This window comes from Photorhabdus antumapuensis, from assembly GCF_020387775.1.
Taxonomy (GTDB): Bacteria; Pseudomonadota; Gammaproteobacteria; order Enterobacterales; family Enterobacteriaceae; genus Photorhabdus; species Photorhabdus antumapuensis.
Genome location: NZ_JAHZMK010000021.1, coordinates 186,711 through 208,025 on the forward strand (window position 1 = coordinate 186,711; position 21,315 = coordinate 208,025).

At 42.7% G+C, this 21,315-nt stretch carries 17 protein-coding genes; 14 read left to right on the forward strand and 3 right to left on the reverse strand.

Going from position 1 to position 21,315, the window contains the following annotated elements:
- From KZ793_RS09005 to KZ793_RS09015, 3 genes are read left to right on the forward strand one after another with little or no spacing between them, the layout of a single operon-like run.
- Positions 1-345, forward strand: coding sequence for a hypothetical protein (locus KZ793_RS09005; protein WP_225815022.1), 345 nt, complete (start codon positions 1-3; stop codon positions 343-345).
- Position 346: 1 nt separating this feature from the next.
- Positions 347-949 (forward strand): restriction endonuclease fold toxin 5 domain-containing protein, encoded by a 603-nt coding sequence (locus KZ793_RS09010; RefSeq protein WP_225815023.1) that lies wholly within the window; start codon positions 347-349, stop codon positions 947-949.
- Positions 950-976: 27 nt separating this feature from the next.
- A complete protein-coding gene (locus KZ793_RS09015; protein ID WP_225815024.1) occupies positions 977-1,702 on the forward strand; it encodes an immunity 52 family protein in 726 nt (241 codons plus the stop codon).
- A gap of 66 nt (positions 1,703-1,768) precedes the next feature.
- Here KZ793_RS09015 and yigL read toward each other — a convergent pair whose 3' ends face one another.
- Genes yigL through recQ form a run of 3 tightly spaced genes read right to left on the reverse strand, consistent with a single transcriptional unit; the run spans position 1,769 to position 5,431 of the window.
- The gene (yigL, locus tag KZ793_RS09020) at positions 1,769-2,569 is read right to left on the reverse strand and encodes a sugar/pyridoxal phosphate phosphatase YigL (protein ID WP_225815025.1); all 801 of its coding nucleotides are present in this window, start codon (positions 2,567-2,569) and stop codon (positions 1,769-1,771) included.
- 22 nt (positions 2,570-2,591) lie between these two features.
- Positions 2,592-3,590, reverse strand: coding sequence for a lysophospholipase L2 (pldB, locus tag KZ793_RS09025; protein WP_225815026.1), 999 nt, complete (start codon positions 3,588-3,590; stop codon positions 2,592-2,594).
- A gap of 14 nt (positions 3,591-3,604) precedes the next feature.
- Positions 3,605-5,431 carry an ATP-dependent DNA helicase RecQ gene (recQ, locus tag KZ793_RS09030; protein WP_225815027.1) on the reverse strand — a complete coding sequence of 609 codons (1,827 nt, stop codon included), beginning with the start codon at positions 5,429-5,431 and terminating at the stop codon, positions 3,605-3,607.
- A 446-nt stretch (positions 5,432-5,877) separates the two neighbouring features.
- Here recQ and KZ793_RS09035 point away from each other — a divergent pair, with 446 nt between their 5' ends.
- The 11 genes from KZ793_RS09035 (at position 5,878) to KZ793_RS09090 (ending at position 21,245) form a co-directional block, all read left to right on the forward strand.
- On the forward strand, positions 5,878-7,701 hold the full coding sequence (locus tag KZ793_RS09035) for an IucA/IucC family protein (protein WP_225815028.1): 1,824 nt from the start codon (positions 5,878-5,880) through the stop codon (positions 7,699-7,701).
- A gap of 50 nt (positions 7,702-7,751) precedes the next feature.
- Positions 7,752-9,986: a TonB-dependent siderophore receptor gene (locus tag KZ793_RS09040; RefSeq protein WP_339366908.1), complete on the forward strand. Its 2,235-nt coding sequence runs from the start codon at positions 7,752-7,754 to the stop codon at positions 9,984-9,986.
- A 72-nt stretch (positions 9,987-10,058) separates the two neighbouring features.
- A complete protein-coding gene (locus tag KZ793_RS09045) occupies positions 10,059-11,075 on the forward strand; it encodes an iron-siderophore ABC transporter substrate-binding protein (RefSeq protein WP_225815029.1) in 1,017 nt (338 codons plus the stop codon).
- Entirely contained in the window at positions 11,072-12,085 is a 1,014-nt protein-coding gene (locus tag KZ793_RS09050) for a FecCD family ABC transporter permease (protein ID WP_225815030.1), read from the forward strand. The genes KZ793_RS09045 and KZ793_RS09050 overlap by 4 nt, the downstream gene beginning before the upstream one ends.
- On the forward strand, positions 12,072-13,133 hold the full coding sequence (locus tag KZ793_RS09055) for a FecCD family ABC transporter permease (protein ID WP_225815031.1): 1,062 nt from the start codon (positions 12,072-12,074) through the stop codon (positions 13,131-13,133). The genes KZ793_RS09050 and KZ793_RS09055 overlap by 14 nt, the downstream gene beginning before the upstream one ends.
- A complete protein-coding gene (locus tag KZ793_RS09060; protein WP_225815032.1) occupies positions 13,118-13,930 on the forward strand; it encodes an ABC transporter ATP-binding protein in 813 nt (270 codons plus the stop codon). Before KZ793_RS09055 ends, KZ793_RS09060 begins: the two co-directional genes overlap by 16 nt.
- Positions 13,931-14,109: 179 nt before the next feature.
- On the forward strand, positions 14,110-14,886 hold the full coding sequence (gene fhuF / locus KZ793_RS09065) for a siderophore-iron reductase FhuF (RefSeq protein ID WP_225815033.1): 777 nt from the start codon (positions 14,110-14,112) through the stop codon (positions 14,884-14,886).
- Positions 14,887-15,035: 149 nt separating this feature from the next.
- Entirely contained in the window at positions 15,036-16,580 is a 1,545-nt protein-coding gene (locus KZ793_RS09070; protein WP_225815034.1) for a pyridoxal phosphate-dependent decarboxylase family protein, read from the forward strand.
- A gap of 33 nt (positions 16,581-16,613) precedes the next feature.
- Positions 16,614-17,915: a lysine N(6)-hydroxylase/L-ornithine N(5)-oxygenase family protein gene (locus KZ793_RS09075; RefSeq protein WP_225815035.1), complete on the forward strand. Its 1,302-nt coding sequence runs from the start codon at positions 16,614-16,616 to the stop codon at positions 17,913-17,915.
- On the forward strand, positions 17,915-20,317 hold the full coding sequence (locus KZ793_RS09085) for a GNAT family N-acetyltransferase (RefSeq protein ID WP_317987450.1): 2,403 nt from the start codon (positions 17,915-17,917) through the stop codon (positions 20,315-20,317). Before KZ793_RS09075 ends, KZ793_RS09085 begins: the two co-directional genes overlap by 1 nt.
- A 457-nt stretch (positions 20,318-20,774) precedes the next feature.
- Positions 20,775-21,245, forward strand: a complete 471-nt coding sequence (locus KZ793_RS09090; RefSeq protein ID WP_118984664.1) for a thioesterase family protein — start codon at positions 20,775-20,777, stop codon at positions 21,243-21,245.
- Positions 21,246-21,315 lie beyond the last annotated feature (70 nt).

Consider the following 21,315-nt stretch of genomic DNA (forward strand, 5'->3'; position numbering starts at 1 on the left):
ATGATAAAACTCAGCAAGGAGCAGGTCGCTAAATTTATTGATGCGGAAGATGAGGCTTATGTGACCCAGATCCGACAGCGTATTCTGGCTGAGCACAGTGAATTAGTCGAAAATGAAAGCGAATACAACCTGCACAAGCGGTTAAAGAAGGCTTATCTGGATTTAATTGCGATGGGGTTTAAGGATGAAGCATTGATCCGCTCTTATTTATACTTCGTTGCGTTTAATCATGATTTTCACAGCTCGTCAGAAATCCAGAATATGTTGAACACGGGAGATAGCCCAGAACAACAATACCGTGATTATTTGCGAGTCATGGATAATTTATCGAAAAGGAGAAATTGATATGCCATTACCACTTCTTGCGCCAGCGGCTCCTGCTCTTTTAGCTGCTGCTGAATGGACACTGGCTGCTTGTGCAACAGGATTAGCCGCCGTTGGTGTGATGGAAAGCACCAAAAATAAAGAAGGTGAACAAGACAAGGCAAAAGCGAATACACAAACAATTGCTTCGTCCCGTACCGAATGTGAGAAATGTCCGGCAATTGGCAACGTTACGATGGTTTGGGAAAAGACCACATCGTATTCAGAAATAACCATTGCTTATCAAACAAAAATTGCCGGGACGATATACAACCCTGAATTAAGCATAATTGAAACTTGGTTATGTATGGATACAAATTTCGATGGTTGGAAACCTGCACAATGTTTATTTCTTGAGGCTAAGGCTAAACATGATCAGTTTTTTGAAAATGGTAAACCCAAACCTTGGTGGAAATCGTCAGACTACTCAATACAAAAACAAGGAAAAAGACAACAGTGGGTGTGTACTTCATTAAATAATATACCAAATTCTCATTGGCATTTTATGCAACCTATCAGCTACGCCTATTATTTAGAGAAATTGTCTGTTTATTCCAATATTAAAGTATTTCATACCCCTTATTAACCTAATAATTTCTAATAGGAAAAATGAATGACTATTTTATCTTTAGATATAGAAATATATACAGATTGGAAAAATCCATTAACTCCAGACATTGCAGTTAATGATACTTATAAAATCGTAAAACAATTGGAAGATATCTTCTTTGGATACTCTAAAATATGGTACTTAGGAGGAAATAGCCGCGAAGAAGCATTAACTCGGGTAGCTTTTGATGAGAGAGGAATAACAGACGAATGTATAAACGACTTTAAAGAAAATTATACGGAAGAAGATCCTACGGTTATATCAGGGGTCTGGGATGGAGGAGAGGATGGGCAAGCATGCTCAGTTAGTTACTTTAATTATCATGTTGAAAGACAAGGTCAAACAAAAATAGAGATTAATATATCCACTAAAGGAAAAGAGTTTCACTTTCTTAAGTTGATTGAGTTTATCAAGTTTCTAGTTTTTAGCCATAATTCACCTTATATTATGGTAGAAACTGATAATTATAGAATAAGAAGAAAACAGGTCTTCTCAGATCGTTTAAGTGCCGGCTGGATGCTCTATTTGCCAATAGAAATAGACCCGACTTTAGTTCCAATGGCGGAAGAAATAATATCTATCTCTGATAAAAATGACAAAAAAGGCTCATTGATTATCACGACAAAAGATATTTTTGACATCGAAAACCAAGAACATATCAATAAAGCCAATGATATTGAAATCTGCTTGCGGGATCTACAAATACTCCCCTTGATGACAGAGTTATAAATATGACAAACAGTAAATTAATGAAAAAACAGCGCCAATAGCGCTGCAATTACAGTGGATAATAAATTAAACCTGATACATTTTGCACAAATAGTGGGAAACCGCATCATCAGCGTTTGAGCCAATCACTTCCATATCTGGCAGGATATCTTTCAAGCGCTGGTGAGCATCTTGCATAATACAGCCCTTACCTGCTACCGTCAGCATTTCAAAGTCATTCATGCCATCGCCAAAAGCAATACAATCACTCAGCTTATAGCCTATAGCTTGAGCTACCTGCTCAAGTGCATGACCTTTCGAAACACCACCCGCCATAACCTCCAGGCAATTGCGCAACGAGAAACTTACATTGACTCTATCACCCCAACGCGCTTTGATTTTCTCTTCCAACGTAACTAATAGATCATGATCTCCGCAGGTAAAATAAACTTTACATACATCATCGGTTTTAAAGTTGTCACGCTCAAAAAGTTGATAATGGAACACTGATTCCTGAAAAAACTCTTTCTGCTCAGGGCATTCACGATTCATGTACCAGTGATCATGGCAATAATAATTCGTCAGAATATCAGCGTTATCAAACTCCATTAGACACAAGTCATGCACAATCTCAGGATCAACATTGTGACTGAAAACCAGTTCACCCATAGCATTGTGTACCCGAGCGCCATTGGAAGTAATCATATAGGCATCAATACCAAGAACATCTCGGATCTGCGCAACATCTACATGATGACGACCGGTAGCAAAAATAAAATGAATGCCTTTATCGGTCAGTAAATTAAGGGTTTCCTTGGTGTAAGAAGTTAATTTGTGATCAGGAGACAGCAAAGTGCCATCTAAATCTGAAGCAACAATGTGATACATAGTTATCATTCCTATAATTGAATCAATTCTGGTCAAAAAAATCACAAATGGCGTTGAGTGCCTGGCTACGTAATTTATCTTTTTCAAATAGGATTTCATGATGCGCTCCCGGAATAATTAACGGTAACGGCCCTTCAATGAAGCTCCTCTTTCTCCTACGTAATTCACAAAAAGCCCGTATTTTCTGATTATTAATGACTTTATCCTCACTGGCTTTTAAGACCATCAATGGTGTCTCAATTTCTCCGGCTTTTTCTATCAGCATATCGCCAATCCAAATACTTTCCCGTATCCAGTGATATGTTGGGCCACCTATGCGTAATTCCGGATAATCCGCGTAATAGCGGAGGTAACGGTTATAACGTTCATAACTGTGCGTTAGGAGGTTAAGTAAATAAGGCAACGGGTACCATTTCCCAGTTAGTACTGCATAATGGTTGCGCATATCTGGCTGCTTTTCAGCCCGGTTCACCAAGAAAGTTGCCAACCAACGCGGCATAGGAAAGTTAATACCAAACATAGGAGCGGAAAGGGCCGCTGCATCAAAAACCTGGCTGTGACGTAATAAAAATCCCCCTAATATTGCCGCCCCCATTGAATGGGCTAACGCATAACAGTGAGAATAATGACGAGGAAGAATTTCTCTTTCTATAAATATCTCAACGTCAGTAATATAGTCATCAAATTTTTCTACATGTCCTTTTTGTGAATCTTCGAGCATCCTGCTGGATCGTCCTTGTCCACGATGATCAATAACAAAAACATCGTAACCAAGGTGATAAAAATCAAATGCCACTTCCGAGTATTTAATATAACTTTCACTACGGCCAGGAAAGATAATGACCGCTCTATAATTTTTTATTGTTGTGCAAAAACGGACATAACGTATCAGGACATTATCGACACCGATAAAATCACACTCCTTCCTGACTTGCCAAAAATCTAACAGAGGCCCATTGGCAAAAGCAGAGAACTGTGTCTCACGATTGAGCCAACTTTCTTTTAACATTTCTGGCGTCATAAGTTGCCCTCTGACTATCCAAACTCCTCTAGATGTTCACGAATTAAAGCCATAAAGACATTACCAAAACGTTCAAGTTTCCGTTGCCCTACCCCGTTGATTAATAACATTTCACCCTCCGTAACCGGGCATTGCTCTGCCATTTCAATCAGCGTGACATCGTTAAATACAACAAAAGGAGGGATATTTTCTTCGTCAGCAATAGATTTCCGTAATTTGCGTAGCTTGGCAAACAGTTTGCGATCATAATTACCACTATACGATTTACTTTGCTGAGTGCGCCCTTTTAGGCTCTGTATTCGTGGAACAGCCAATTTTAGTGAAACTTCACCACGCAATATTGGACGTGCCGCCTCTGTTAATTGTAACGCAGAATAATTGGCGATGTTTTGACTGATAAAGCCTAAATGAATAAGCTGCCGCAATACACTCACCCAGTGTTCCTGACTTTGATCTTTACCAATACTATAAACCGGCAAATGATCATGTCTCATATCACGGATACGCTGATTATTCGCGCCTCTAAGCACTTCAACAATATAGCCAATACCAAAGCGCTGCCCAACCCGGTAAATACAAGAAAGCGCTTTTTGAGCATCCACCAAGCCATCATAATTTTTTGGCGGATCAAGGCAGATATCACAGTTACCACAAGAGGTTTGTTTGCTTTCACCAAAATAGTTCAATAACACCAGACGGCGGCAAGTTTGCGCTTCGGCAAAAGCCCCCATTGCATTGAGCTTATGCCGTTCAATATCCTGCTGTGTACCCGCCTCTTTCTCTTCCAGACAACGGCGAAGCCATACCATATCAGCGGGATCATAGAACAACACCGCTTCCGCCGGCAGACCATCACGCCCGGCACGCCCAGTCTCCTGATAATAGGATTCGATATTACGCGGAATATTGAAATGAACCACAAACCGAACATTGGGTTTATTAATTCCCATACCAAATGCCACAGTTGCCACTACAACCTGCAAATCATCACGCTGAAATGCATCCTGCACCCGCGCACGCTGGCTGTTATCCAACCCGGCATGGTATGGGGCAACACTCAAGCCACGTTTTTGTAAACGCTCTGATATCTCTTCAACTTTGCTGCGGCTGTTGCAGTACACAATGCCACTTTTACCTTTCTGGCCGCGAATAAATAGCCACAGTTGATCTAATGGCTTATATTTTTCTATCAAGGTATAGCGAATATTGGGACGATCAAAACTGCTGATATGGATAAGCGGATTATTAAGATTCAGTAGTCGGACAATATCATTGCGGGTCGTTTCATCTGCGGTGGCCGTCAACGCAATGACAGGTAATGTCGGAAAGCGTTGCCTGAGCTGCCCCAACGCCCGATATTCCGGCCTGAAATCATGGCCCCACTGTGAAATACAGTGAGCTTCATCCACAGCCAGCATTGCAGGTTGCCATTCCAGAAGTTGCTCAAGGAAGTTATCCATCATCAAGCGCTCTGGGGCGATATACAGCAATTTAATCATGCCCTGACGACAACGCCGAATCACATCAATCTGCTGTTCGCGGGCCTGAGTTGAATTCAAGCAATCCGCAGCAACGCCATTTGCCCGCAGTTGATCCACCTGATCTTTCATTAAAGAGATCAGTGGGGAAACAACCAAAGTGACCCCTTCCTGTACCAGCGCTGGAATTTGGTAGCACAATGATTTACCGCCACCAGTCGGCATAATGACCAGACAATCACGCCCTTCAAGAATGGTATTGATGACCTGTTGCTGACCAAGACGGAATTGCAGATAACCAAAGGTTTCCCGCAATACCTGCTCTGTCAGTGATATCGTATTAATGACCTCTGCGGTAGACACGCTTTTCCTCAATATTAAAAAATCACAGACGCCATGCAAAACGCCTGTGCATTATGCTATCTCACTCTCGAAATAATTACAGCATGTCATTGAACATCATCTCGATACAAAAGCAGGTTTACTCAAAGGTTATAGCCGATCAAAAATCCTCCCCTAATTTACCTTACTCATCCCAATGCAGCACCATAATGCCCCATTTTTGCCTGTAATTTAAACAAAACCAGAGCAAATCCCTACACTTACACAGTTGTTAATGATAATAATTTGTATTAATGTTATCAAAATTGAATACCCCAAAAGTTACCTGTCTAAGAGAACCGGAATGAATATCTGGAAAAAGGATGCTTATATTCGAAAATTTCAGAATTAAGCGTACCGATTTGTTTCCAGTGTACAACGACTATGTTGGATATGATTTTTGATTATGAATAGGGATTGTTATCACCATGAGTTCACTACATATTAACTCTAATAATCACACTCTGCATCTTAACGCAGAGAACTGGCTCCGTGCCAATCGCCATCTGGTGACAAAAATATTACGTGAGCTATGTCACGAAAAATTAATTAATCCTACCTATCATGGACGGCAGCAGTACTCTCTGACAATAGGTGACTACCAATACCATTTTCAAGCGGAAACTTATCAGCTCGATCATATTGATATTGATGCCGCTTCCATAACCAAATTCAGGGATAATCAATCTCAGCCACTCGATGCTATTCAACTCATTATTGAGTTGCATCCGCAGTTGGAAATCCCGGAAAAAATGCTGCCGATTTATCTCGACGAGATATCCAGTACGCTCTACGGTCACGCTTTTAAATATCAGTACAACCGATTTACAGCCCAAGATTTAGCTCATGCCGATTATCAAGTCGTTGAAACGGCAATGAGTGAAGGTCATCCAGTCTTTATCGCCAATAATGGTCGAATTGGTTTCGATGCCGATGATTATCAGCGCTATGCGCCTGAAAGCGCCAGCCCCGTGACTTTAATCTGGATTGCGGTACATAAGAATAAAGCTACTTTCTCTGCACTATCCGATCTTTCATACCAACAATTAATAGAAGAAGAACTAGGGAAATACCTGCCGGCGCAATTTGAACGCCACCTTAATATGCTGGGATTATGTCCATCAGATTATTATCTGATGCCTCTCCATCCTTGGCAATGGCAACACCGTATTGCTATCAGCTTTGCAGCAGATATTGCCAATAATCATATTATTTATCTTGGAGAAGGTCATGATCGCTACCTCGCACAGCAATCTATCCGCACTTTCTTCAACATTACTCAACCGAAAAAGAACTACGTTAAGACTGCCCTATCCGTATTGAACATGGGCTTTATGCGCGGACTTGATCCACACAGCATGGTCAAAACCCCATCAGTCAATGAATGGCTCGGCAACTTAGTCCATAGTGACAGTTTCTTCCAACAGAAGGGTTTTACCGTATTACGGGAACGTGCTGCTCTCGGTTATTTCAATAACTACTTTGAATCAGCCATTAAGAAGGACAGTCCCCATAAGAAAATGTTGTCAGCACTGTGGCGCGAAAGCCCAATGACGCTGTTGAAAGATAACCAACGCTTGATGACAATGGCTTCGTTACTGCATGTTGATTATCAAGGTCATTCCGTCGTCGCGGCTTTGGTAAAAGATTCCGGTTTTAGTGCAGAAGAGTGGGTGTCACGCTATCTCGATGCTTACCTTTCTCCATTACTGCGCTCTTTCTTCACCTATGATCTGGTATTTATGCCACATGGCGAAAACCTGATGTTGGTATTGGATAATAACAGCCCGACAAAAATGTTGATGAAAGATATTGGTGAAGAAATTGCTATTTTGAATGGTGATCTCCAATTGCCTGAAGAGATTAATTTCTTGCACGTCACTATCGAAGACGACATGAAAATTAACTACATCTTCCTTGATATCTTCGATTGCTTCTTCCGCTACCTGATTCCGCTGCTGCAAAAAGATCTCAATCTACCCGAAGAGCGTTTCTGGCTACTGGTTGCCCGTTGTGTCCATAATTATCAATCACAACATCTGCATCAGATTGAAAAATTCCGCAAGTTCGACTTGTTTAAGCGGGAATTTATTCGTACCTGTCTGAACCGTCTGCAAATGGCAAACAATCAACAGATGATCGATCTCGACGACCGTGAAAAGAATCTTAAATTCGCCGGAACTTTAGTTAACCCGCTATACGCTTTACGCCATGAATACTCGGTTGCTCTTCATCAGGCAGAGCAGCAATAAATAAAAATATCAACATAGATAAGTACTAAAAGACTTAATTTGGGGATGGGATGAATAATAAGAAAGTGATGTATCCGTTTTTGCAAAAGGATTCCATGATAAAAAAAACAACTCTTGCAATGACTATACAGTTAGTATTGATGGGAAATAGCTATGCAATCGCGGAAAGTGCACAGAGTAAAAGCGATAAAACCGCTGCCCAAAATGAAAGCACGATTATTGTCACCGCTTCACAATCAGAAAATGAAGGGGTGACCGAAGATACCGGTATGTACAATACCACTTCGATGGTCACCGCCACCGGCCTAAATCTTTCAGCTCGTGAAACGCCACAAACCGTCAGTGTCATAACCAAACAACGTATGCTTGACGAAAATCTGGACAGTGTTAATAGCGTCATCGATAGCACAACCGGTATGAGCGTACGCCAGTTTGATAGCGATCGTTTCGGGTTTACTTCTCGTGGCATGTCTATCAATAACATCCTGCGTGATGGGGTTGCTACCTACTACGACACCCGCTTTAACTATGGCGACAATCTCCTAGACACTGACCTGTTTGATCGTATCGAAGTGGTACGTGGGGCAGCCGGTTTGATGGTTGGCCCAGGCAATCCTTCGGCAGCGGTTAACCTGACTCGTAAACGACCAACCCGTGATTTCCGTGGCGAATTCTCTGCCGGCGCCGGTTCTTGGGATAAATGGCGCACTGGCCTTGATCTCTCTGGCCCATTAAACGACAGTGGCAACCTACGCGGACGTTTTATCACAGCTTATCAAGGAGCCAACTCCTTTATTGATCGCAATAATCACGAAAAATACCCGTTCTATGGCATTCTTGAAGCGGATTTGACAGAAAATACGTTGTTGACTATAGGCGCTGATTATCAACGTAATCATACTCGTGGCGGTATGTTTGGCGGTTTTCCGATCTACTTTGCAGACGGCAGCAAAACAGATTATAAACGCAGCGACAGCTATGCACCTGATTGGACTTTTTCAAAGGTTCGGACCTTCTCTACTTTCACCAGCCTGCAACATAACTTTGACAACGGCTGGAGTGTGAAAGGTACCTTTACTTATGATAATAATGCTCTGGACCAAAAAGTCCTGTGGGCAACAAGTTTTCCTAACCGCAGCACCAATATCGGTATGGTACCGGGTAACATGACACTTATCGATGGCAGTCGACGTCAGAAGAACTACGATCTACAAGTGAACGGTGACTACCGGTTGTTTAACCGAACTCATCATGTCAGCTTCGGTTTGAACCATCAGCAACAGGATTTCCAGAACGATTATTTTTATGCCACCTGTATGCTCAAGCGTAACTGCTCTGGACTAGGTGATTTCACCGCTTCTGGCTGGCAATATCCAGAGCCAGACTGGAGCAAAACACGATCCAATGGTTCAAAAGGCCGTAATGAACAGACCGCAGGTTATGCAGTCACTCAGATTTCTCTGGCAGATCCGCTGACACTGATTCTCGGTGGCCGAGTCACCAGTTGGCAAACACGCGGTGATAATTTCAATACCCCACAAAATGCCAGCTACAGTGACGAATTTGTTCCTTACGGTGGGTTGATCTATAACATCACTCAAGACTTGTCGGTTTACACCAGTTATACCGGGATATTCAACCCAGAAAACCGCCGCGACCGCAATAATCAGTTACTTGCCCCAGTATCTGGACAAAACTACGAAGCGGGTCTAAAAGGTGTTGCTTTCGATAACGGTATTGATTACTCACTATCGGTGTTTGAAATCCGTCAGGATAATCTGCCACAGGCAGGTACCGTGAAGTTACCGGACAACTCCACTGCTTACTATGCAGTAGATGGCACCAAAACTCGCGGGTTTGAAGCAGAGATCAGTGGTCAACTGACAGATAACTGGCGTCTTTATACTGGTTACACGCAATTCCGCGCAACAGATCCTAATGGTGTGCGAATCAATACCAATACGCCAAACAGGTTGTTTAAACTGTTTACCACCTACACCCTGCCAGGTGCGATGAGTAATCTGACCATCGGTGGTGGTGTTAACTGGCAGGATAAAACCTGGTTGACTGTTGATGGGCCTGGGAAGACATCAATGCAAGCGGAACAAAACAGCTTTGCTGTGGTTAACCTAATGAGCCGTTATCAATTCACACCGGATCTCTCTTTGACGGTTAACCTGAATAACGTCTTTGATAAGACCTACTACACTCAGTTCGGCCAATATTCTCAGTATTACTATGGCGCACCTCGCAACATCGAAGCGATCTTGCGTTATAAGTTCTGAGTTTGTTATAGCACTACATAGCACTACGGGCAGCAAACCTTATGTTTCTATTTATTTGAAGGAAAGCAAACAATGAAATTGAAGCGTTACAAAGGGTTTGCCGTACTGTCAGTGCTGTTGGTCAGTCTGCTGGCTGGCTGTGATAAGCCAGCCAGAACAGACAATGTATCGTCAGATAAGCTTGGTTATCCTAAAGAAATAACTACCGCATTGGGTACGGCGGTGATTCCACATCAACCCCAACGTGTTGTTACCTTGGGCGCAGGAGCGGAAGATATCGTACTGGATCTTGGTATCGTCCCTGTCGGGATTGAATCCCATCGTTGGGGCGGGGATGAACAAGGCTATCTGCCGTGGTTCAAACAAGCGATACAACAGCGTGGCGAGACTTTGCCTACTGTGATAGATATGTACCCCGAATTAGACATTGAGAAGGTCATTAGCCTTAAGCCTGATCTGATTGTGGCAACCCAATCAGGCATCACCCAAGAGATTTATGACCATTTATCATATTTCGCCCCAGTGATCGCTTATCCATCTGCCCCTTGGCTCACAACACCACAACAACAGATTGAATTAATTGCTCGTGCGCTAGATAAACAGCCGCAAGGAGAGCAACTCGCTACTGAACTGGATGTCATATTACGCGAATCAGGTAATACCATCCCGCATATCAGTGGCTACACTTTCGCCTACATCAAAGCAGGTATCAGCAGTAACATGCTATCGGTATACGTCAGAGGCGATCCTCGCGTCGATACTTTAATACACCTTGGTTTGACACTATTGCCATCAGTCAGCACATTAGCCGATCCCTTCGGCAGTTTCGCCGCTAATATAGGACTGGAAAATGCGGATTATCTTAATGGCGCTGATATCTTAGTGACTTGGTTCAATAATGAACAAGAACGTAAAGCAGTAGAAGCACAGCCACTGTTTCAATCTATCCGTGCCGTGCATCAGGGAGGTTATATCCCACTAACTGACCAATCATTGGTTGTTGCTATGTCTTACGGTACACCACTTAGTTTGCGCTGGGGCTTATCGCAATTTATGCCCGTGCTGGCAGAGGCAATTAAATCATCATGACAAATCCTAAACGGCGATTCGTACTGCTACTTGGCTTGGGTCTTATGATACTGCTGACCTTGATTTGTATTACTGCCAGTCTGAGTCTGGGCGCAAAAATGTTACCGTTATCAACTATATGGCATCACTATTGGTTGGGCGACAGTGGTAGCTATAGCGATCTGGTCATCAATGCCCGCAAACCACGCACATTAATCGGCATCATGGCCGGTGCAGCCCTAGCGCTTTCCGGTGCCATAACACAGGGATTGCTGCGTAATCCACTAGCCGAGCCGGGTTTACTGGGTGTTAACGCCGGGGCTGCTGCGGTGGTTGTCAGTTTCTCTTTCATACCCATACTGGATGAGCTTCCGCGCTTCTGGACAGCATTTATTGGCGCTAGTCTGGCTACATTGCTGTTCTACCTGCTCAGTGGAGGACAACGTAATAGCAATCCAGCACGCATGGTATTGACTGGTGCCGCTATTAACGCCTGCCTATTTGCTTTTGTGCAAGGTTTCGTATTAATGAATGCGCATATACTGGATAGTTATCGCTTCTGGACGATTGGATCACTTAGCGCAATGTCTCTGGCAGAAGCGAGTTCACTGATACCCTATCTGTTATTTGCCTTAATATTGGCCCTTTCACTCAGCTCTTCCCTAAATGTGATGGTATTTGGTGAAGGCATTGCCAGCTCACTTGGCGCTAATGTTGCCCGCACCCGCGTGTTGTCGCTTATTACTGCTACTATGCTGGCGGCAGTAGCTACCGCTATGGCAGGCCCTATTGCCTTTATTGGCTTGGCTGCCCCCCACTTGATGCGGGCTTTAGTTGGCAGCGATTTCCGCTGGCTATTACCCTATTGCCTGTTCGCCGGGCCTTGCCTCTTGCTCACTTCCGATATACTGGCGCGGTTGGTGATAGCACCCGGGGAGATCATGGTGGGAATTATCACCGCAGGAATTGGTGGACCTTTGCTCTATCTGGTTATTAAAACCTATCGTGGAGTTAATTATGTCGCAGATTAACCCATCTAGACCGGCAAAAACTCGAACCTTCATGTTGGGAACTGCTGTTTTTCTTGTACCTCCACAACGGACCCAAAGAGCCATCTTATTGATATTGCTACTGCTCGCTGTGCTGTTTTATCTCTCTCTGGTACTGGGTAAGCAAGGTATCGATAACCCCTGGCTAACAACCTCAACCCCCTATCAGGAATTTATTCTCACACAGCTACGTTTACCCCGCGCATTAGTGGCTATCGGAGCGGGTGCAACGCTGGCGCTCTCAGGTTCACTTTTTCAACTGACGACCCGCAACGCACTCGGGAGCCCGGATATTATCGGCGTCAATGCCGGTGCTGCCGCAGGGATAGTCACCACCCTGATCATCTGGCCTGGAGTACTACCCGTTGCTTTAGGTGCGCTGCTAGGAGCTAGCTTTGCTGTACTACTGGTATATGCCGGAAACATTAGCAGCTCCGGACAGATGCAGACAACCAGGATTGTCATCTCTGGAATTGCTATCGCCGCTCTTTGCATGGCATTTGTTAATTTTGCTATCTCGAATGTGCGCCTTGAACAGGCGCAACAACTTGCTTCGCTGCTGCACGGTAGCCTCGCCAACCGACGCTGGCAAGATGTTGGGTTAATTTATGGAACGATGATACTGTTTGTCCCCTTTCTACTCTGGCTAGGCCGACAATTAAACTACGTCAATCTCGGCTATGAAGTTGCTAATACGCTCGGTGTATCAGTACGTATAATTCAGCTTATGAGTTTGTTACTGGCGGTCATACTGGCCTCAATGGCGGTACTGGTTGTCGGGCCGGTGGCTTTTATCGCACTTTCTGCTCCACAAATCGCCCGCCGCTTAGTACGGGCCAAAGGCACTGCGCTATTCTGCTCGGCACTGGTGGGAGCATTATTACTGCTTGCTTCCGATTTAATTACTTTGCTACTTCCTACTTCGGCGCGTCTGCCAATAGGAGTTATCACCGCAGGGGTAGGCGGTGTCTATTTGATGTATTTGCTGTACGCTGAATTAAGGAGAACAAAGTCATGTCATTCGATATGAATTCCTCAACCACCGCCTCACGACTAACAGCCCAAGCGCTTTCGCTAGCATACGGCAAGAAAACGATTGTTGAGTGCCTAAATATTTCTATTCGTGATGGTGAATTCAGCGTCATCATTGGCCCGAATGGTTGTGGAAAATCGACCCTACTACGCGCCATTAGCCGAGGTATAACGCCACAGCACGGTGAAATCCTGCTTGATGGGAACAATATTCGACATTACAAGCCAAAAGCGGTAGCACGTGAGCTGTCTCTGCTAACACAAGGGGCAACCATCACCGAAGCGTTGACAGTATACGATTTGGTTTCACGTGGACGTTACGCTCACCAATCCTTTTTACGACAGTGGTCAGCAGAAGATGAACGAGCAGTTAACGACGCTTTATATGCGGTCGAACTCCAGGAGATGTCGCAACGGTTAGTGAGTGAGCTTTCCGGTGGTCAGCGCCAGCGCGCCTGGTTTGCTATGACATTGGCACAACAAACACCCATTGTACTGTTAGATGAACCAACCACTTATCTGGATATCACTCATCAGATTGAAATGCTCGATCTCTGTCAGCGTCTATATTTACAGGGGAAAACGTTGGTGCTAGTACTACACGATATTAACCTGGCACTACGTTACGCCTCACATTTAATTATGATGAAAAATGGCAAAATTTACGCCGAAGGTGTGCCAGAAGAGATTATCAACGAGCAGAGTATCGCTGATGTGTTTGGTCTCGCCTGCCGTATTATTTGCGATCCAGAATCTGGTAAGCCATTGATTATCCCAAGATACAATCCTATCTGAACGGGAAATAAGCTGCCTATGGTTCTGTCGTATTAACAAGCAATATAGGCACCCAAAAGACTTACTACTTGATAATAACAATGATAATAATAATAATTATCATAATTATATTTACAATGATTAGTCATATGTAAGATACTACAATCAGCTAGTATGAACATGTAAACAGGGAGTTGGTGGTGTCAAATACAAAGCATTCAGTTACCCCTTTAACCACAGTGGTAATTGAAGATATCATCCAGTTATTTGAACAAACATTTAGTCATTTTACTGCCACAATGAGAGTAAATGCAGATAATATCCCTGCTACCAGCATGAGTTTTCCCCAGTGGTCAGATACAAAGAAGTTTCCAGTATTAATTCAGCGCTACCAAGATGAATATTACGGTACCAATGATATAAAGCCTAACCAGAAAGCTCTTTATTCCTTATGGACACAATGGTATTTTGGTTTGGTTATTCCCCCGATGATGCTAATGTTACTAGAATATCCACAAGCAGTGGATACCCATTACAATCTTTTTCAAGTTGAATTCCATGACAGCGGCAGGCCAGATATTTTTTACTATAATTTAACCTGGCTGAATGAAACACCTTCATCATTACTGCATCGCCATTATTCTCTATTAGATCGCCATATCATTCCCGTATGCGAGAAGATTGAATCATATCAAAGGATAAATGGACGGCTTCTGTGGAATAACATCGGTTATCTCATGTATTGGTATCTTGCCGAATTCAGCTCAAGAATAAATAGCACATTATATCAAGAAATTATAAATGGTCTTTTTATGGAACCACAACTCCCTGATGGTAGAAATAACCCACTTTACCGTACTGTTATTTTACGGCATAACAATATGCAACGTCGCAGTTGTTGTCAGAGGAATAAACTACCTAGCGTCGGTAATTGCCATGATTGCCCTTTGGAATCCAAAGCAGAAATAAAAAATTAACATTCTATTCTATGAATTTTAATTCTTATCTGCTCCAGCAGAAAGAGATTATTATGATTTAATCCAAACAAATATTACACATAATAAAATCAATTATATTGGGCAATAACCAAACTATAACCTATTATATGAGATGACAAGGATATATAATGTACGGCGACACTCTGCTATTAAACCATGAACTCACAGAAGATAATCATATCACGGACGAAGATTTTTCCAGATATTTCTTAAATATGAATAGTGCTGAAAATTATCTTGATGACGCTTATAATGTCATTACTAGGATAAAGAGAATATTACAACGGGTAGATAGACCTTTCAGTGGGATATTACCCCATGAATTATCTCCACTATTTTCTAAAGTGAATTTAGATCTTCCTCTGACCTCTTTAAACCTGGCCTTAGATGAGCTACAACAACTTTATCTTAAAGATGCTGTTTATTTTCATCATCCAAAATATGTTGCTCATCTTAATTGTCCACTAGTATTACCTGCTGTTCTGGCAGAAACCATTATAGGAGCGATTAACTCATCATTGGACACCTGGGATCAAAGTGCTGGTGGGACATTAATAGAGCAGAAGGTTCTCGACTGGACACGAGATAAAATGGCATTGGGTACAAATGCCGACGGTATCTTTACCAGCGGTGGTACTCAGTCAAACCTGATGGCAATGTTACTGGCAAGGGACCATTTTTGTCATCAACGCGATCCTGAACATAAAAATCAGTTACATGGTCTGCCGGCAGATTTCCATAAACTGCGTATTTTTACCTCGACAGTCAGTCATTTCAGTACACAAAAAGCCGCTGCTATCCTTGGCTTGGGATATAACGCCGTTGTCTCTGTTCCTCATGACAGTGAGTTCCGCATGGACCCTGAAGCATTGGAACAATGCATTAACCAATGTGTCGCACAGGGCAACATTCCTTTTGCCATTGTCGCTACGACCGGTACCACGGATTTCGGCAGTATTGATCCACTTCATCCTATCGCTGCTATCGCCAAACAGTATGACACTTGGCTACATGTGGATGCGGCATACGGATGCGGTTTACTGGTTTCGCCTCGTCGTTCTCATCTACTGGAAGGCATTAATTTGGCGGATTCTGTCACTGTGGATTACCATAAATCATTTTTCCAACCCGTCAGTTGCAGTGCTTTCTTTGTCAAAAATAAGAAGCATTTATCCCATCTGACTTATCATGCCGAATATTTAAATCCACTCAGTGCCTCACAAGAGGGTACACCCAATCTGGTCAATAAAAGTATCCAGACAACTCGCCGTTTTGATGCATTGAAAATGTGGCTGACATTACGAATTATGGGCGCAAAACAACTTGGACAAGCTTTTGATAAAGTTGTCGATACAGCTCAGGATGCCTACCGATTAATGGCACAGAATCCCTATTTTGAACTGATTCATTATCCAGAGTTAAGTACTTTAGTTTTCCGTTTTATTCCTACACAAAAATTACCTGATGCAGATATTGATGCCGTCAATGCAGCCATTCGTAAATCGCTATTCCGTGAGGGTAATACCGTTATTGCGGGTACCAAAGTCAATGGCCGACAATATTTAAAATTTACGTTCCTTAACCCAACAACGAGCCAACAACATCTACAAGAAATTGTGCATAACATTGTAATGCACGGAAATGATTTTCTGGCAACCCATAATAACAATTAATGAGATTAATACTGTTTACCAGGAGAAACTTTTATGACAACTCGCCCTTATGATTTTATCGCCATTGGAATAGGTCCTTTTAATCTCGGACTGGCTTGTTTAACTCAACCACTAAAAGATGTCCATAGCCTGTTCATTGATCAAAAACCGGGCTTTGATTGGCATCCGGGAATGATGTTGGAAAACTCCACCATGCAGACCCCTTTTATGTCAGATCTGGTGACCTTGGCATCACCCACTCATCCACTCAGCTTCCTTAATTATATTAAGCAAAAAGGAAGAATATATTCCTTTTATATCCGGGAAAGTTTTTTCCTGATGCGTAAGGAATACAACCAATATTGTCAGTGGGCGGTAGAACAGTTATCCAATTTACGCTTTAACACACGCGTTGACAGCATTAGCTATGATGAACATGCCTCGCTATATACATTACATTGTTCAGATACGTTAACTGGGCAGCAACACCAATTTGTTTGTAAAAAATTGGTATTGGGTACCGGACCTGCACCTTATATTCCAAAGTGTTGCCAACCCTTCTCTGATCAGATGGTGACATCTGGTAATTACTTGAAGAACAAAGCAGCCTTACAACAAAAGCAATCCATTACTGTTCTGGGTAGTGGACAAAGTGCCGCAGAGATTTTCTACGATTTGCTCAGTGATATTGACAGATTCGATTATCAACTTAATTGGCTTACTCGTTCACCACGTTTTTTCCCGCTGGAATATACCAAGCTGACATTAGAAATGACCTCACCAGAATATGTAGATTATTTCTATAACCTCCCGGAAGAAAAACGGGATGCATTGAATCTGTCCCATAAACAGCTTTATAAAGGCATTAATAGTTCATTAATCAACGATATTTTCGATTTAATGTACACCAAAAGGTTAAACGGCAAATTAAACGTTAATTTATATACCAATAGTGAGTTACGACAAATTAGCCATGCTAAAAATGAGCGCGACCTGACATTAATGTTATTCCAACATGAGCAAGAGCAAGCATTTTCTCTGGATACCGAAGGGGTCGTTCTGGCAACTGGCTATCAGTATCAGGCTCCAACTTTTATTGAAGGTGTACGTCACCTTATCCGTTGGGATGAAAAAGGACGTTATGGTGTACAGCGTAATTACAGCATTGATCGCAACAATACCATTTTCATACAGAATGTAGAATTACATACCCACGGTTTCGTCACACCGGATCTGGGGATGGCTTGTTATCGCAACTCCTGCCTGATTTATGAAATTACCGGTATTGAACATTATCCGATTGAGAAAAGTATCGCTTTCCAACAGTTCAGCGTTGACACCGAAGGAGCATACTAATGTCCGTCTTTAATCCTACGCTGTTTGAAAAATCCTTGCCTGAAATAGGCAGCTTTGCATTACGTCCATTGGATCTGGAACGGGACATTCCCGTATTAACTGACTGGGTTAATCGGGATTACGCCCATTATTGGGGAATGCAAAACAATACTGATCAACAAGTCTGGGAATTTTATTATGATTTAGAATCCCGCTATCCGGGAAGTGTATTTATTGGAATATATCTGGGGCAACCTGCTTTTCTATTAGAGTGTTATCGTGCACAAGATGATCTGATTGGAAAATATTATCCGGCACACCCAGATGATATGGGAATGCATATTCTGGTTGCACCACCGCAAGAAAAAATAAGGCATTTCACCTGGGGAATTTTCCAAACCATCATGGCCTTTATTTTTAGCGATCCTACTGTGGCTCGCATTGTAGTTGAACCCGATATACGTAATGAGAAAATTCACAAGCTTAATTTGCAGGCGGGTTTTGTTTATCAGAAGGCATTGGTATTACCTAATAAAACCGCCAAGTTAGCTTTTTGCACCAGAGAGCAACATCAAATCGCGTTACAGCGGGAACACCAAGCGACAACATCAACCCCCTCAGGCTCATTGATAACAAATGCTACACACTTACAACCGGCGGTCTGGCAGAAAGTTAATCGTCTGCACTTGTGTAAAGCTATTTCTGAATTTTCACATGAATGTTTACTCGCGCCTCAGCAGTTAACTGAAAAAGCAGATAGTGACGGATATCACCATTACCGTTTGGATAGTGCTGACCACCTAGTCAGCTATACTTTCCGGGCACGGCGTATGGCACTGGATCACTGGCTGATTGATGCCAATTCGTTACAGAAAAATGCCAGTGGAGAAACAGCAGCACTCGATTCCTTGCTATTCATTATTGAGTTCAAACAACAACTTGGCATTAGCGACGTCGTGATGCCTACCTATCTGGAAGAAATTACTAGCACTCTCTATAGCAGCGCTTTTAAGCATAACAGAGTCGGTATCAGTGCAATGGATCTGGTGAACACTGATTTTCAAGCGCTGGAAGGGGAGATGATGGAAGGACACCCTTCTTTCGTCGCCAACAATGGCCGGATTGGTTTTGATATTGGTGATTTTCAGAACTTTAGCCCCGAAGCCGCCTCTGCCATGCATTTAGTATGGCTGGCCGCACATAAGAGCAAGGCACATTTTGCTTGTATAGAGCAACTCAATTATCAACAGTTGCTGGAACAGGAGCTAGGCACAACCACAATGGCTGAATTTGACCAACGGTTGATCGCGCTTAACCTTAATCCAGAGGATTACTTACTGATGCCTGTTCACCCTTGGCAATGGCAGAACAAGTTGGCATCAGTGTTTGCGCCTGATATCGCTAATCAGAAATTGGTCTACCTTGGTATTGGTGCTGATACCTATCAGGCACAACAGTCAATCCGCACCCTATTCAATCGCAGTCATCCTCAGCGATATTATGTGAAAATGGCGCTATCCATTCTGAACATGGGATTCATGCGCGGTTTATCACCTTACTACATGGCGACGACGCCAGGCATTAACGATTGGCTATTCGATTTGGTAACACAAGATCCCATCTTGCAACATTATCGTTTTAAAATTTTACGAGAAGTCGCCAGCGTTGGCTTCAAAAACAGCTATTACGAGCAAGCAATCAGTAGCGATACGCCTTATAAAAAAATGATGGCGGCACTATGGCGAGAAAACCCATTGCAATTAATTGAGCCTGGGCAACAAGTGATGACAATGGCTGCGTTATTACACAGTGATCAGCAAGGGAATGCCCTGCTGCCTGCGTTAATTTCAGCATCCGGCCTGTCTACTCAAGAATGGTTACATCGCTATTTAGAGCGTTATCTTGCTCCTCTGTTACACTGTCTGTACGCTTATGATTTGATGTTTATGCCACACGGCGAAAATATCATCCTGGTATTGGAAAACCATGTTCCACAGCACATCTTTATGAAAGATTTAGCAGAAGAAATTTTGGTCATGAACCCTGATGCCGATTTACCGGAAAAAGCGAGTCGAGTCAAAGTAGACATGCCAGAAGATATGAAAACACTGACCATCTTATCTGATGTGTTTGATGGTATATTCCGCTATCTGGCTGCAATACTGGATGAACAGGGTAACTACTCACAGGATCTTTTCTGGCAGGCCGTAGCAGATTGTATTTTAAGCTATCAGCACAACCATCCCGAATTGAGTGAACAATTTGTGCGTTACGATCTGTTTACACCGGAGATTAAACGCTGCTGTCTAAATCGTCTGCAAATAGCGAATAACCGCCAGATGCTTGATTTAGCTGATCCGGCTCAAAGTTTACAGTTTGCTGATAATCTGATTAACCCAATTGCCAAATTTAATCATTTGTAAAATAGAGCTATACCCAATGGATTTCAAGATGCATCGCGACGGCAAGGGAGCGAATCCCCGGGAGCATAGATAACGATGTGACCGGGGTGAGTGAGTGCAGCCAACAAAGAGGCAACTTGAAAGATAACGGGTATATCAATAAGCATGGAGAATAGTGAGTAACATACTCACTATTCTATAAGGCAGCACTGACTACAGTACTGCCTTCTTTTTTTACATATACACGCGATTTCAATCCTTTGGGGATGAAATAACCTACTTTCAATACGTAAAATCCCAGCACAAATATTATTTTCCGTTTCAACTTACCTATCGTTGTATTCAATTATCCATTCAGATTATTACCAGAAATTCCTTACAAGCTGGCAAGATTAGCAACAAAAGCATAACATTAACAATCCATTAACTATATAAAGTCACATTGATAACACATACCTTTATTTGGGAATAAAATTAAATGTCTACAACGCTATTAACCTTGGAAGAAGCCCGACAAGTGATTGGTAATGCTTTTGTTCACGATATGCCCTTTAACCAATTATTAGGACTTGAACTAATCCGATTTGAACCGGATTACGTAGAAATACAATTTCGTAACCAAAGTAAATTAGTAGGTAATATTGCACAGGAGATTCTACATGGCGGCGTAGTTGCATCAGTACTGGATGTATGTGGTGGATTAGTCTGTATCGGTAACGCCTTGCCCCGTCTGGTACCCGCATCACGAGAAGAATTAGCAAAGCGATTATCAACAATGGGGACGATTGATTTGCGAGTGGATTATCTACGCCCCGGCCGGGGTGAATTATTCACTGCCACCAGTAGTATTATCCGCAATGGCAATAAAGTTTCTGTCGCCAGAGCTGAACTTCATAATGAGCAGAGAGCCCATATCGCCAGTGTAACAGCGACCTATCTGGTAGGATAACAATATAATTTTAATCGCTTGCGTAATATTCAGCCCGGTGACATATTATTTTCATGTTAACGGGCTAAAA